We start from the raw sequence: 14,031 nt of genomic DNA on the forward strand, positions 1-14,031 counted from the left end.
GAGGGAGACCATGCGCGTAGGGATCGGTTCCGACGTCCACCCCGTCGAGGTGGGGCGTGAGTGCTGGATCGCCGGACTGTTGTTCGAGGACGCCGACGGCTGTGCCGGGCATTCCGACGGCGACGTCGCGGCGCACGCACTCTGCGACGCGCTGCTGTCCGCGGCCGGTCTGGGAGATCTGGGCTCGGTGTTCGGCACGGGTCGCCCCGAATGGGACGGCGTCAGCGGCGCCACCATGCTGATGCACGTCCGCGAACTGCTCGCGCAGCACTCGATGCGCGTGGGCAACGCCGCGGTCCAGGTCATCGGCAATCGTCCGCGCGTCGGCCCACGTCGGGTGGAGGCGCAGACACTGCTCACGAACATCCTGGGGGCGCCCGTCTCCGTCTCGGCCACCACGACCGACGGGCTCGGCCTGACCGGCCGCGGCGAGGGTGTGGCCGCGATCGCCACCGCTCTCGTGCTGGAGAGTGCGGTCCCGGACGACGCTCGCGTGGTACAGGGCGAGTCGAATCCCCGGTAGGATCGGCCGTCGTGACCCTGCGCTTCTACGACACCGCGACCAGGGCCGTGCGTGAGTTCACTCCGCTGGCCCCCGGACACGCCTCGGTGTATCTGTGCGGGGCCACGGTCCAGGGGCATCCCCACATCGGTCACGTGCGCAGCGGCGTCGCGTTCGACGTCCTTCGGCGGTGGCTGACGGCCGCCGGCTACGACGTCGCCTTCGTCCGCAACGTCACCGACATCGACGACAAGATCCTGAACAAGGCCGCCGACGCCGGCCGTCCGTGGTGGGAGTGGGCGGCGACGTACGAGCGCTCCTTCACCGCGGCCTACGACGCCCTCGGTGTGCTTCCCCCGTCGGCCGAACCGCGCGCCACGGGTCACATCACGCAGATGGTCGAGCTGATCGGTCGGTTGATCGACGCGGGTCACGCGTACGCGGCCGCCGGCGACGTCTACTTCGACGTGCGGAGCTGGGGCGAGTACGGCGCTCTGTCCGGGCACAGGCTCGACGACGTCCACCAGGGTGAGAGCGTCGGTGCGGGCAAGCGCGATCCGCGCGACTTCACGCTGTGGAAGACGGCCAAGCCCGGCGAGCCGTCGTGGCCCACCCCGTGGGGACCCGGCCGCCCCGGGTGGCACATCGAGTGCTCCGCGATGGCGGAGACCTACCTCGGGTCCGCGTTCGACATCCATTGCGGTGGACTGGATCTGGTGTTCCCGCACCACGAGAACGAGCTGGCCCAGTCCCGCGCAGCGGGAGACGGTTTCGCGCAGTACTGGCTGCACAACGGCTGGGTCACCATGAGCGGCGAGAAGATGTCGAAGTCGCTCGGCAACGTCGTCTCGATCCCGACGATGCTCGAGACCGTGCGTCCGCAGGAACTGCGCTACTACCTCGGCAGCGCGCACTACCGGTCGATGCTCGAGTACTCGGCCGAGGCACTGCAGGAAGCGGCATCGGCGTACCGGAGCATCGAGGCGTTCGTGACGAAGACCGCGGAGCGCGCGGGCGAGGTGCCGATCGGTACCTGGACGCCCGCGTTCGCCGAGGCGCTCGACGACGATCTCTCGGTGCCCAAGGCGCTCGCCGAGATCCACGGACTCCGCCGCGAGGGCAACAGTGCGTTGGCCGCGGGGAAGCTGGACGAGGCCGTCGAGGCCGCGTCGTCCGTCCGCGCCATGACGTCGATCCTCGGCGTGGATCCCCTCGATCCGCACTGGGCGTCCGGCTCGGCCGACGCGTCGGCGGAACGGGCGGCGCTCGATCTGCTCATCGCGGACGACCTCGAGCTGCGCAGCGCCGCCAAGGCAGGCAAGGACTGGCCGACGGCCGACCGTATTCGTGACCGCCTCGCCCGCGCGGGCGTGGAGGTCACCGACACCCCGAACGGCCCGGAATGGTCGATCGCACAGCCGGAAGGCACGGAGAAGTAATGGCAGGCAATTCGAGTCGACGCGGAGCGGTGCGCAAGACCGGCACCAAGAAGGGCCAGACCGTCGGGTCCGGCGGCAAGCGCAGCAAGGGCCTCGAGGGCCGCGGAGCGACCCCGCCGGCGGCCGAGCGCACCAAGCACGCCCGGCGCGCACGGCCGACCAGCCGGGACGCGTCCGGTTCGGGTCGCGGCCGTCCGCCGGTCCGCAAGACCGAGGACGGTCCGGAGAACGTGCTGGGCCGCAACCCGGTGCTGGAGTGCCTGCGCGCGGGAGTGCCGGCGACGGCGCTGTACGTCGCGTCGGGCACCGAGGCCGACGATCGGCTGAAGGAGAGCGTCCAGATCGCCGCGGACAAGGGCATCTCGATCCTGGAGGTCTCCCGCACCGATCTCGATCGGATGAGTGCCAACGGCATGCACCAGGGCATCGCGCTCCAGGTGCCGCCGTACCGGTACGCCCACCCCGACGATCTCCTCTCGCAGGCGCGCCAGCGTCAGGAGCCGCCGCTGCTGGTCGCTCTCGACAACATCACCGACCCCCGCAACCTCGGTGCCGTCGTCCGGTCGGTCGCAGCGTTCGGTGGACACGGCGTGGTCATCCCGCAGCGACGCAGCGCGAGTGTCACGGCCGTCGCGTGGCGCACCAGTGCCGGCGCGGCAGCGCGTCTCCCCGTCGCCCGTGCTACCAATCTGACTCGGACGCTGAAGGACTGGGCCGACAAGGGCGTCATGGTGGTCGGTCTCGACGCCGACGGTGACACTTCGCTGGACGACTTCGACGGCACCGGGCCGATCGTGGTGGTCGTCGGGTCCGAGGGCAAGGGTCTGTCTCGCCTCGTCCGCGACAACTGCGACAGCATCCTGTCGATCCCCATGGCCGGTCCGGTGGAATCGCTCAACGCGTCCGTCGCAGCGGGTGTCGTGCTCGCGGGCATCGCGCGGCAGCGCCGGGGCTGACCCGACTCAGCGGACGCGGACCGACTCGATGAACGGGGCCGGCAGCTGAGCTCCAGTCTGGGTCGGATGGGGTGCGCACACCCATTGCCTGAACCGCACACCCTGCGCAGTCGGCGGTGAGGGGTGTGCGCTCACCGGAGAGGGTGTGCACACCCCCCGCAACGTGCCCGGCCGCAAGCTCGATCGGTGTCGGTGGTCGGGTGCAGAATCACCCTGTGACCAGGACCACCTATTTCACGGCCAGCACCCTCGACGGCTACCTCGCCGACGAGAACGACTCTCTCGAGTGGCTCTTCCGTCAGGACATCGACGAGCACGGCCCGATGAACTACGGCGACTTCATCGCGGACATCGGCGCGATCGTCATGGGCGCCACGACCTACGCCTGGGTCCTCGAGCACAACGCGTCGACCGGTGAGGCGTGGACGTACGACATGCCGGCCTGGGTGGTGACCCATCGAGACTTCGCGGACTCCGAGCACGACGTTCGATTCGCTGCGGGGGACGTGGCCGACCTGTGGCCGGCGATCGAGGACTCGGCCGACGGCAAGGACGTCTGGATCGTGGGTGGCGGTGATCTGGCAGCGCAGTTCGCCGCGGCCGGACACCTGGATCGGATCGTCGTCTCGATCGCGCCGGTCACCCTCGGTGCCGGCAGGCCGCTGTTCCCGCGTCGGTTCGATCTCCGACTCGTGGACTTCGCGCGCAACGGCGCGTTCCTCTGCGCGGAGTACGACGTCGTGGAACCGCACGCGCAGACCTGAGTCCTGTCATCATCTGTCCATGACAGCGGCGGGTCGCAGAGTGCGCGGTGTGGTCCTGGTGGCCGTGGTGATCGCCGCGTACGTCGCGGTGGTGCTCACCTACGCGCTGGGAAGCCCGCCGAACGGCCCCGACCTCCGTGAGGCCGCACCCGACGCCGCGCTCGTCTACCTCGACGTGGACACCGTCTCCGGTGAGAACTTCTCGCTCGACGCCCGCGTGTCCGTGTATCCGGGGACCGAGTTGACCGATGCCGACGGCAACCTGGTCGACGACCTGATCGTCGACGTGACGCCGACCGCGAGCGCCGGCACCCTGACGTTCCCCAGTGGGACCCGTGTGGGCCCGCTCCCGGTCTCCCTGTACGCGGACGGCGACATCCGGCGATGGCCGTTCGACACGTACGACGCGTCGTCGATCCAGGTGCGGGTGTTCTCCGGCGCCGGCGCGGACCGGCAGCCCGTACCCGCCGAGATCGTGGTGACCGACTCGCTCACGTCCTGGGCGGTGGAGGCCGTCGACATCGACTCCTCGTCGGCGCAGGCCTTCGACATCCGCGTCGCGCGCACGGTGGGCACCACGATCTTCGACATCGCGATCTGTGTGGTCCTGGTAGTGCTGCCGCTGTGCACGCTGTTCGTGTCGATCCAGACGCTGCGCCGCCGCAAGCAGTTCCTGCCGCCGATCATGACGTGGTTCGCGGTGACGCTCTTCGCGGTGCTGCCCATCCGCAACCTGTTTCCCGGCGCTCCGCCGATCGGGTCGTGGGTCGACTACACCGTGGTGCTGTGGGTGGTGGCGGGTCTGGTGACGGCGATGGTGCTCTACGTCGTCGCGTGGTGGCGCCAGGGCCCCTAGGTCGAGCGCGACCCGGGGTGGGGCTCGTCCGCGCGTACCGTCGAGTCATGATCGAACGGCTGAGGACGACGGTGACACAGGTGGCCGAGGCCGCACTGGGAATCGTGGGGGTTCGGGTGGGTACCGAGGAACCACCCCACACCACCGAGTCGCTCAAGGGGGCGGTCGAGATTCGCCGATACGAACCCCGGATCGCGGCGGAGACCGTCGTGGACGCCGACGAGGAACGCGCCCGTAACGAAGGCTTCCGCCGGCTGGCCGGGTACATCTTCGGGGGCAATCAGGGATCCGACAGGATCGCGATGACGGCTCCCGTTGGGCAGTCGGCGTCGCGCGGGCAGACCATCGCGATGACCGCACCCGTGTCGCGCGCCGCGAGCGACGAGGGATGGGTCGTCCGGTTCTTCATGCCGTCGCGATGGACGATGGACACTCTGCCGGCGCCGAAGGACGATCGGGTGCGCCTGGTGGAGGTGCCGGCCGAGACGGTGGCGGTGCTGCGGTTCAGCGGTGACCGCGGTGCGCGGGCCGTGGCCGAGCGCACCACGGAGCTGCTGGAGATCCTGAAGTCCCGCGGCATCGACACGACCGGCGAGCCGATGTCCTGGTTCTACGACCCGCCCTGGACGGTGTCGTTCCGCCGCCGCAACGAGATCGCCGTTCCTGTCTCCCGATGATCAGACACTGAAGCGGATCGTCTGTCCCGGCGCACACTGCGCCGCGGATCCGAGGTCCGCCGACACCACGACGGCGATCACCGGGTAGCCGCCGGTCACCGGATGGTCGACGAGGAACAACACGGGCAGTCCCGACGGCGGTACCTGCAGTGCGCCGGTCACCATGCCCTCGCTCGGGAGTTCGTCCTCCCGCGATCGCGACAGTGGCTCGGCGCCCTGGAGTCTCATGCCGACGCGGTCCGAATCCGTCCGCACCGTCCAAGGTTGGGCGAGCAGCAGGTCGAGCGCGTCGTCGGTGAACCGGTCCGCGCGCGGGCCGGGAATCACCCGCAGGGTCGTACGGTGCTCGAACGGGTAAGGATTCACGTCGACCCCGGGCCAGTCCTCGGCGTCGTGACCGATCGGCAGCACGGCGCCGGGCGCCACTCGCTCGGGTCCGATACCGGACAGGGAGTCGGTCGATCGGCTCCCGAGAACCCGGGGCACGTCGATGCCGCCGCGGACGGCGACGTACGTGCGCAGTCCCACCGGTGCCCAGTCGAGGCGGATCTCGGCGCCCGACCCCACCACGACCACGGCGCCGTGCCCCTGCGGTACGCCGTCCACCGTGAACGGGGTCGGAGCCCCCGTGACCGCCAGAACCACCTCGGTGCGTGCGCGCAGCACCAGTCCGCCGAGCGTCACCTCGAGCGTCGCGGCGTCGATCGTGTTCCCCACCAACCGATTCGCCGCGTCGTGCGAGCGTCGATCGGCAGCGCCGGACGTGCCGACGCCCAGCGAGGACCACCCGGTGCGTCCGCGGTCCTGCACCGTGGTGAGCGGCCCGGTCGCCAGTACCTCGAGCATCACGTCACCGCGCGGAACTGCACGCGCGTGCCGGGCGCGAGCAGCGCGGGGTCGTCCCGGTTCACGTCCCACAGCGCCGCGTCGGTGCTGCCGATGATCTGCCACCCGCCGGGCGACGAGGTCGGGTACACCCCGGTGTACTCGCCGGCCAGCGCCACGGATCCCGCCGGCACCGAGGTGCGCGGATCGGCGCGGCGCGGGATCGACAACGGATCGGATCCGACCAGGTACGCGAAGCCGGGGGAGAAGCCGCAGAACGCGGCGGTCCACATCTGACCGGTGTGCACGGCGACGATGTCCAGTCCCGTTGTCGCACAGACCTCGTCGAGATCGGGCCCGTCGTATCGGACGTCGATCGTGATCGTCTCACCGGAGCGGCCGAGCACCTGCGCCGGTGGCGTCTCGCGGAGCCACGCCGTCACCCGAGCGGGTTCCGCGTCCTCGGTGAGGATCACCAGCACGGTGGCGGCGGCGGGGATCATCTCGGCGATTCCCGGGTGCCCGACGGCCCACCCGGCGTGGTGCGCCGCGACTGTGCGGACGTCGTCGAGATCGACCAGCAGGGCGCGGTCGCCCGCCGGGGCGATCCTCACGACACGAACGGGGTCAGGGTGACGCCGTTGCGGGACAACACCGCACGCACGGCCAGGGCCATGTCCACCGCGGCGGGGGTGTCGCCGTGCAGGCACACCGAGTCGGCGTTCACCGGCACCGTCACCCCGTCGACGGAGTCCACGACGCCCTCGGTGACCATCCGCAGCACGCGTCGTGCCACCGCCTCGACGTCGGACAGGACCGCACCGGGGTCGCGGCGGGAGACGAGGGTTCCCGCTGCCGTGTAGCCGCGATCGGCGAACGCCTCGGTGACGGTCCGCAGGCCCGCCCGCGCGGCGATCTCGAGGAATGCCGAGCCGGGCAGCCCCAGGACGGGCAGGCCGGGGTCGTACGCGGCGACGGCGTCGACGACCGCCTGTGCCTGTACTCGGTGGTGCACGATCGTGTTGTACAGCGCTCCATGTGGTTTGACGTACCGCACGCGTCCGCCGACGGAGCGCGCCAGGCCGTCGAGAGCCCCGATCTGGTAGATCACGTCGGCGCGCAGGTCCTCCGCGGTGATGTCGAGGAAGCGCCTGCCGAAGCCGACGAGGTCCCGGTACCCCACCTGGGCGCCGATACGCACGTCGGACCGGACGGCGTCGGCGCACGTCCGCAGCAGCGTGGCCGGATCACCCGCATGGAAGCCGCACGCAATGTTGGCGCTGGTGACCACACGCAGCATCGCCGCGTCGTCACCGAGCGTCCAGGTGCCGAAGCCCTCGCCGAGATCGGAGTTCAGATCGACCATCCACACGAGGGTAACGGTCAGGCGTGGACGACGGTGCGGGACGGTGTGCGTCGACCGACTGCCCGGCAGACGAGGTAGATGACGAACGAGATGGTGGTGACGAAGGTCGAGACCGGCACCCCGGGAGCGAGCGAGAGCAGGATGCCGCCCACGGCCGCGACCTCGGCGAAGAGAATCGAGAGCCACGTCGCCGTGACGGGGTTGGCGGTGACGCGGGACGCCGCTGCCGCGGGCGTGATGAGAAGCGAGAGCACCAGCAGGGCGCCGACGATCTGGACGCCGAGCGCACACGCGACACCGACGAGGATCGCGAACACGATGGACAGCAGTCGCATCGGTACGCCGCGCGCCTCGGCGCCCTCGGGATCGGTGCTGGCGAACAGCAGGGGCCGGTAGACCACGAAGAGCACGACGATGACGACGAGCGCCACCGCGAGCAGCAGGCCGAGGCCCGTGCTGCCGACACCGACGATCTGCCCGACCAGCAGCGAGAAGCTGGTGCCGGTGCGGCCGGGATACGCCCACAGGAAGAGCACCGACAGGCCGAGCCCGAAGCTCATGATGACGCCGATGACGGAGTCGCGTTCGCGCGCACGACGGCCCAGCAGGGCGAACAGGACGGCCGCGATGACGGATCCCAGGATGGCGCCGACCCCGACGGCCAACCCCACCAGCAGTGCCGCGGACGCGCCGGTGAGGGACAGCTCGGACGAGCCGTGGACGGCGAACGACCACTGTCGACTGACGATGAGGGGGCCGAGCGCCCCGGCGAGCACACCGAGGATCGCCGCGGCGATCAGCGCCTGCTGCACGAAGTCGTAGGTGAGGAGATCGGCCGTCGTACCGAAGTCGAATGCCTTGCTCAGGGCGTCGAGAACCTTGTCCATGCCTACTCCGACTCGTCCACGTGGTGCATGCCGCCGGCGCTCCCGAGGGCGTCCATGGCGTCTCCGGTGCCGACGACCACCAGCCGCCCGCGGACGCGCAGGACCTCGACGTCGGTGTCGTACAGCTCGGAGAGCACCTCGGAGGTCATCACCTCCTCGGTGGTGCCGATGCGGAACTTGCCGTCGACGAGGTAGACCACCCGGTCGACGATCGGCAGGATCGGGTTGAGCTCGTGCGTCACGAACACCACCGAGGTGCCGTGCGAGCGCCGACGCTGGTCGATCAGGTGCGCGACGACCTGCTGGTTGGCGAGGTCGAGGCTCAGCAGCGGTTCGTCGCAGAGCAGCACGTCCGGATCGCCGACGAGTGCCTGCGCGACGCGTAGCCGCTGCTGCTCACCGCCGCTCATCTGCCCCAGGGGCGCGTCGGCGAACGCGTCCGCACCGACGGAGGCGACGGCGATGTCGACGGCCTCGCGACGGGCGTGGCGCCCACGGAAGCCGATGCCCCAGCGGTGTCCGTCCCACCCGAGGCCGACGAAGTCGCGCCCGCGCAGCGGAACGCCCTCGTCGATGGCCTTCTGCTGGGGGATGTAGCCGACGGAGGATCGACCGCCGGCGATGGTCGCGGTGCCGGCGGTGAGGTGGGCCTGCCCGAGCAGCACCTTGAGGAGCGACGTCTTGCCGGAGCCGTTCGGGCCCAGCACGGCGACGAACTCGCCCGGTGCGACCTCGAGGTCGAGATCGGACCAGAGCACCCGGTCGCCGTAGGCGAGGGTGGCTCCGGTCAGTCGGACAGCGGTCACACGACCCCCAGCGCGTCGGCGAGATCCTGCGCTGCCGTGCGCTGCCAGGAGACGTAGTCCTGCCCTGCGGGCAGGGTCTCGGTGACCTCGACGACGCGGATGCCGTTCTCCTCGGCGATGCGGCGCACGTCCTCGGTCACGGCGTCCTCCGTCTGGATGTTGTAGACCAGCACGTCGACGCCCTTGCCGGTGAACAGGTCACGCGTCGCGGCGACGGCGGCGGGCGAGGGATCGTTGCCCTCCTCGATCGCGTCCTCGAAGTCCTCGGGGGTCTTGTCGTCCACCCCGGCTCCTTCCAGCAGGTAGTGCGCGATCGGCTCCGTCTGCGCGACGGGTGCGCCCGGCTTCTGCTGGGCGATGCGATCCGTGATGTCGGTGATCTCGTGGATGTCGTCGTGGAACGCCTCGGCGTTCTCGGTGTAGTACGCCGCGTTGTCGGGGTCGACCTTACCGAGTTCGGTGGCGATCGCCTCGGCGGTGGCCGCCGCGATCTCCGGGTCGTACCAGACGTGCTCGTTGGTCTCGCCCGAATGGTCGTGGGCACCCGCCTCGTCGGCATGGTCGGCGTCGTCCGCGTGCCCCTCGAGCAGCGAGTACGCGTCGACGGAGGGCACGTCGCCCGCGGAGCCGAGCACGTCGTCGACGAACTCGTCGTAGCCGCCGCCGTTGTACACGACGAGCGAGGCCTCGGACAGTGCCGCGGCGTCGCCGGGGCTGGCCTCGTAGGAGTGCGGATCCGCGGACGGATCCGAGATGATCGCCGTGACGTCCGCTCGGTCTCCGACGACGGCCTCGGCGACCGAGCCCCACACGTTCGTCGACGCGACGACGGTGGGCCGACCGGACTCGGCCGTCGCGGTGTCGTCGGAGCTGCATCCCACCAGGGCGGTCGCCGTCAGGGCGGTCATACCCAGGGCGGTGACGAGCGTGCGGAGGGGAATTCGGGCGGGTGCGTACACGAGGGGTGCTCCTGGGTCGGTCGAACGTTATCGTTAATGGAAACCGTTGTCGTGACCTTACCGCCCCACCACCCCGACGGCGAAACCGTGCCGGAGCCGACGTGCGCGACCCCGACCGGATACCGTCTCTTCATGGCGAGGTCGACGGAACCGCGACGGATGGCCACGCTCGCGTCGCTGGCCGCCGAACTGAACGTCTCGCGCACCACCGTGTCCAACGCCTACAACCGCCCGGACCAGCTCTCACCCGAGATGCGGGAACGTGTGCTCGACGCGGCCAGGGCCCGCGGTTATCCGGGGCCCGACCCGGTCGCCCGCTCGCTGCGCACCCGGCGCGCCGGTGCGGTGGGGCTCGTCCTCACCGAGGCGCTCAGCTACTCGTTCTCCGATCCCGCCGCCGTGCAGTTCCTCACCGGCCTCGCCGAGTCGTGCGAGCGGGCCGGACGCGGTCTGCTGCTCATTCCCGCGGGGCCCGCCTCGACGCCGGAGGACGCCGCGGCCGTCGTGCAGCAGGCGGGGGTCGACGCATTCGTCGTCTACTCGGTGTCCGACGACGATCCGCACCTGACGGCGGTCCGTGACCGTCATCTGCCGACGGTCGTGTGCGACCAGCCTCGGGACGCGGAGGACACCTCGCTCGTCGGAATCGACGACAGGGTGGCGATGCGACGGATGGCCGAGGAGGTGCTCGCGAGGGGCCACACTCGCATCAGCGTGGTCTGCATGCGGCTGCGCCGCGACCGGCACGACGGACTCGTCGATCCGGAACGCCGGAGCGGCATCACCTTCCATGTCCAGCGCGAGCGTCTCGCCGGCATCCGCGACGCGATGATCGCGGCCGGCGTCGATCCCGACATCGTGATCGTCGAGCGCTTCGACCACACGCGGGAGGCCGGACGGTCGGCGGCCGCCGAGGCGCTCCGGGCGGCGCCGGACACCACCGCGCTGGTGTGCACGTCCGACGTGCTGGCTCTGGGTGCGCTCGATCACTGTGCCGCGCAGGGTGTCTCGGTACCCGAACAGATGTCGGTCACCGGTTTCGACGGGGTCGACGAGGCGCGCCGCATCGGCCTGACGTCGGTCCAGCAGCCGGTCCTCGAGAAGGGTCGGCTCGTCGGTGAGATCGTGCTGGGCGTCAGCCATTCCGGGGTGGACCGGACCGAGCACCTCCCGACGCATCTGCTCGCCGGGGTGACGCTCGGCCCGGTGCGGACCGGCTAGCGGGCCAGCAGCTGGGCGCAGCGCAGCAGGCCGAGGTGGCTGTAGGCCTGCGGGTGGTTGCCCAGCGAGCGCTCGGCCACGGGGTCGTACTCCTCGCTCAGCAGGCCCGTCGGGCCTGCCGCGGCGACGAGCTGGGTGAAGAGCGCTTCGGCCGGAAGTCGCTGCCCGATCAGAAGATACGCCTCGACGAGCCAGGCGGCGCACAGGTGGAACCCGCCCTCGCCACCGGGGAGGCCGTCGTCGTGGTGGTAGCGGTACACCGTGGCGCCGCTGCGCAACTCGGCCTCGGTCGCGGTGACCGTCGCCGCGAAGCGCGGGTCGCTCGGATCGATGAGACCGGACAGGCCGATGTGCAGGGTGGCCGCATCGAGATCGGTTCCGCCGTACGCGGCCGTGAAGGACTGCGCCTCGTCGCTCCAGCCCTTGTCGAGCACCTGACGACGGATGACGTCACGCAACGTGCTCCAGCCGAGTTGCGCCTCGCGGCCGTATGCCTCGGCCAGGGTGATGGCGCGATCGACGGTGAGCCAGCACATCACCTTGGAGTAGACGTGGTGGCGCGGGTTGCCGCGGATCTCCCAGATGCCGTTGTCCGGCTCGGACCAGCGTCGCTCGACGGCGTCGACCATGGCGCACACCAGGTCCCAGTCCTGATCGGTGAGCACCTCGGCGTTCGCGGTGACGCCGCTCGCGGTGCGGGCGCGGGCCAGTGTCGCGATGAGATCGACGATGGGTCCGAAGACGTCGAGCTGCACCTGCTGGTTGGCCGCGTTGCCCACCCGCACGGGGCGGGATCCCGCGTACCCGGGCAGGGCGTCGATGACGGCCTCGGGCGGCAGCGACTGCCCCCACAGCGTGTAGAGCGGGTGCAGGCGTTCCGGTCCGGGGACGGTCTCGAGCACGTCGTGCACCCAGTGCAGGTAGTTCTCCGCCTCGGACAGCGAGCCCAGGGACACCAGCGCGGACGCCGTCAGGGCCGCGTCGCGCAGCCAGCAGTAGCGGTAGTCCCAGTTGCGGACACCGCCGATCTCCTCGGGCAGCGACGTCGTGGCCGCGGCCATGATCGACCCGGAGTCGGCGTGCACCAGGCCGCGCAGGGTGAGCGCGGACCGCTTCATCAGATCGGGCTTGAGCTGGGGGAGGGTCAATCCGGCCGCCCAGTCGTGCCAGTAGGACTCGGCCTCGGCGCGACGCTCGGCTTCGGGCACCTCGGACGGTCCCAGATCCGACGTCCCGCAGCGCAATTCGAGGATCACGGGACCGGTGGACGGATCGATCTCCGCCCGCGCGGTCTCCTGGCCGTGCTCGCTGGTGACGGTCCAGGTGATGCCCGGCGCGCGCAGCACCATCGGGTCGTTGGTGCCGAACACGCGGAGGCCGTCGTCCTCGGCCTCGAGCCGGACGCGTGCCTGCCCGAACTCGGGGCGCGGCGCGAACGTGACCACGGCCTTCGCCTTGCCGGTGATCACGCGGGTGAAGTCGGTGCGATCGCTCGGCACGTCGTGCGCGAGGTAGTCGTCGACCTGCAGGCTGGCCCAGCGAGTCTGCACCGTCATGGTGCTGTCGATGTACTGCTGGCTCAGCGGGAGGGACGGACGCAGCGGGCCGACGGTGAAGTGGCCCGCCTCGTCGCCGCCGAGCAGGTGTGCGAAGACGGCGGCGGAGTCGGGTTCGGGGTGACACAGCCACGTGAGGCCGGCCTCGGGCGTCAGGAGTGCCACCGATCGTGGGCTCGCCATCATGGTGAGACGCTCGATGCGCGGGGCGTCCGCACCGGAGAGCCAGGTGCGGCGCTCCTCCAACAGGAACGCGAGCGCCGCGGCCACCTGCTCGAGGGTGTCGACGCGGTAGCCGGCGAGCGACTCACCGTCGCCGACCTTGACGCCGATGTCCGGCCCGTGCAGCCGTCGGAACGCCTTCTCGTCGGTGACGTCGTCGCCGAAGAAGACGGCGGCGGAGGCGCCGCCCTGGTGCCGCAGGATGTCGAGGGCCTGGCCCTTGTCGGTCGCGATGACGGCGAGCTCGATCACGGACTTGCCCTCGGTGACCTGCACGCCGTCCCAGGTGGCTGCGCCCGCACGGACCTCGTCGAGGGCGCGCTGTCCGGCCTCGGGGTCGGCGTTGCGCACGTGCAGTGCGGCGCTGGCGGGCTTGGTCTCGACGCTGATGTTCGCGCCGCGGGACGCGACCGTGCGGAGCTCGGCGACCACGCGCTCGAGCAGTGCCGTCGCCTCGCCGCCGAGCTCGGTGACGAAGCCGGCGTCGAACTCGGACCCGTGGCTGCCCACGAGCTGGACCTCGACGGGCAGGCGGGAGAGGATCGCCAGGTCACGCAGCGCGCGCCCCGAGATCACAGCAGCCTGGGTGCCGTCGAGACCGGCGAGAGCGCGGAGTGCGCGGACCGATTCGGGCAGCGGGAACGCCTTCTGCGGGTCGGAGACGAACGGCGCCATGGTGCCGTCGTAGTCGGAGGCGACCAGCAGTCTCGGCACCCGCGCGACGCCGACGAGGGCGCGGCGAAGGTCGAGGGGGAGGTCCACAGCGCTCACAGCGCACGACCTGGACGGTGACCGGGGCTTCTCACCCGGTCAAACCTAGGCGACGGGGGCCCTGCTCGCCTCATCGGGGAGAGAGGTCCGAGGAGCGGCCGCGAGGGTGTCTGTGACTCGCGATGACTGGAAATCGTGTGTCACGACTATTCGCATTAACTTTTTGGACGATTGTTCGTAATGTAATACTGAGAGCGTGACGTCGCATACGAGGCGAACAACGA

At 70.6% G+C, this 14,031-nt stretch carries 14 protein-coding genes; 7 read left to right on the plus strand and 7 right to left on the minus strand.

Going from position 1 to position 14,031, the window contains the following annotated elements; translation table 11 throughout:
• Positions 1-10: 10 nt before the first annotated feature.
• The 6 genes from ispF (at position 11) to QRN16_RS13040 (ending at position 5,194) form a co-directional block, all read left to right on the plus strand.
• On the plus strand, positions 11-523 hold the full coding sequence (gene ispF / locus QRN16_RS13015) for a 2-C-methyl-D-erythritol 2,4-cyclodiphosphate synthase (protein ID WP_027506448.1): 513 nt from the start codon (positions 11-13) through the stop codon (positions 521-523).
• An 11-nt stretch (positions 524-534) separates the two neighbouring features.
• Positions 535-1,941 (plus strand): cysteine--tRNA ligase, encoded by a 1,407-nt coding sequence (gene cysS, locus QRN16_RS13020; RefSeq protein ID WP_027506447.1) that lies wholly within the window; start codon positions 535-537, stop codon positions 1,939-1,941.
• Entirely contained in the window at positions 1,941-2,897 is a 957-nt protein-coding gene (rlmB, locus tag QRN16_RS13025) for a 23S rRNA (guanosine(2251)-2'-O)-methyltransferase RlmB (RefSeq protein ID WP_027506446.1), read from the plus strand. The genes cysS and rlmB overlap by 1 nt, the downstream gene beginning before the upstream one ends.
• A 215-nt stretch (positions 2,898-3,112) precedes the next feature.
• Positions 3,113-3,661, plus strand: coding sequence for a dihydrofolate reductase family protein (locus tag QRN16_RS13030; protein WP_285187308.1), 549 nt, complete (start codon positions 3,113-3,115; stop codon positions 3,659-3,661).
• 19 nt (positions 3,662-3,680) lie between these two features.
• On the plus strand, positions 3,681-4,517 hold the full coding sequence (locus QRN16_RS13035) for a DUF4436 domain-containing protein (protein WP_222638869.1): 837 nt from the start codon (positions 3,681-3,683) through the stop codon (positions 4,515-4,517).
• A gap of 47 nt (positions 4,518-4,564) precedes the next feature.
• A complete protein-coding gene (locus tag QRN16_RS13040) occupies positions 4,565-5,194 on the plus strand; it encodes an SOUL family heme-binding protein (RefSeq protein WP_285187309.1) in 630 nt (209 codons plus the stop codon).
• Here the strand turns inward: QRN16_RS13040 and QRN16_RS13045 are convergent, their stop codons facing one another.
• Genes QRN16_RS13045 through QRN16_RS13070 form a run of 6 tightly spaced genes read right to left on the minus strand, consistent with a single transcriptional unit; the run spans position 5,195 to position 9,986 of the window.
• Positions 5,195-6,040, minus strand: coding sequence for a 5-oxoprolinase subunit C family protein (locus QRN16_RS13045; RefSeq protein ID WP_285187310.1), 846 nt, complete (start codon positions 6,038-6,040; stop codon positions 5,195-5,197). It lies immediately after the preceding gene.
• Positions 6,040-6,627: a 5-oxoprolinase subunit B family protein gene (locus QRN16_RS13050; protein WP_374198537.1), complete on the minus strand. Its 588-nt coding sequence runs from the start codon at positions 6,625-6,627 to the stop codon at positions 6,040-6,042. The genes QRN16_RS13045 and QRN16_RS13050 overlap by 1 nt, the downstream gene beginning before the upstream one ends.
• A 2-nt stretch (positions 6,628-6,629) precedes the next feature.
• Positions 6,630-7,385 carry a LamB/YcsF family protein gene (locus QRN16_RS13055; RefSeq protein ID WP_056443617.1) on the minus strand — a complete coding sequence of 252 codons (756 nt, stop codon included), beginning with the start codon at positions 7,383-7,385 and terminating at the stop codon, positions 6,630-6,632.
• Between the two features lie 17 nt (positions 7,386-7,402).
• A complete protein-coding gene (locus tag QRN16_RS13060; RefSeq protein ID WP_027506439.1) occupies positions 7,403-8,272 on the minus strand; it encodes a metal ABC transporter permease in 870 nt (289 codons plus the stop codon).
• Positions 8,273-8,274: 2 nt separating this feature from the next.
• The gene (locus tag QRN16_RS13065; RefSeq protein WP_027506438.1) at positions 8,275-9,078 is read right to left on the minus strand and encodes a metal ABC transporter ATP-binding protein; all 804 of its coding nucleotides are present in this window, start codon (positions 9,076-9,078) and stop codon (positions 8,275-8,277) included.
• On the minus strand, positions 9,075-9,986 hold the full coding sequence (locus tag QRN16_RS13070; protein WP_222633240.1) for a metal ABC transporter solute-binding protein, Zn/Mn family: 912 nt from the start codon (positions 9,984-9,986) through the stop codon (positions 9,075-9,077). Before QRN16_RS13070 ends, QRN16_RS13065 begins: the two co-directional genes overlap by 4 nt.
• Positions 9,987-10,169: 183 nt before the next feature.
• On the opposite strand from QRN16_RS13070, the gene QRN16_RS13075 reads away from it, so the two are divergent.
• Positions 10,170-11,258 (plus strand): LacI family DNA-binding transcriptional regulator, encoded by a 1,089-nt coding sequence (locus tag QRN16_RS13075; protein ID WP_056444302.1) that lies wholly within the window; start codon positions 10,170-10,172, stop codon positions 11,256-11,258.
• Here the strand turns inward: QRN16_RS13075 and otsB are convergent.
• Positions 11,255-13,807, minus strand: a complete 2,553-nt coding sequence (gene otsB / locus QRN16_RS13080) for a trehalose-phosphatase (protein WP_222633161.1) — start codon at positions 13,805-13,807, stop codon at positions 11,255-11,257. The two genes, QRN16_RS13075 and otsB, sit on opposite strands and share 4 nt — an antisense overlap.
• Positions 13,808-14,031 lie beyond the last annotated feature (224 nt).

Origin of the sequence: Rhodococcus sp. MEB041, from assembly GCF_030208955.1 — a bacterium.
Classification (GTDB): Bacteria; Actinomycetota; Actinomycetes; order Mycobacteriales; family Mycobacteriaceae; genus Rhodococcoides.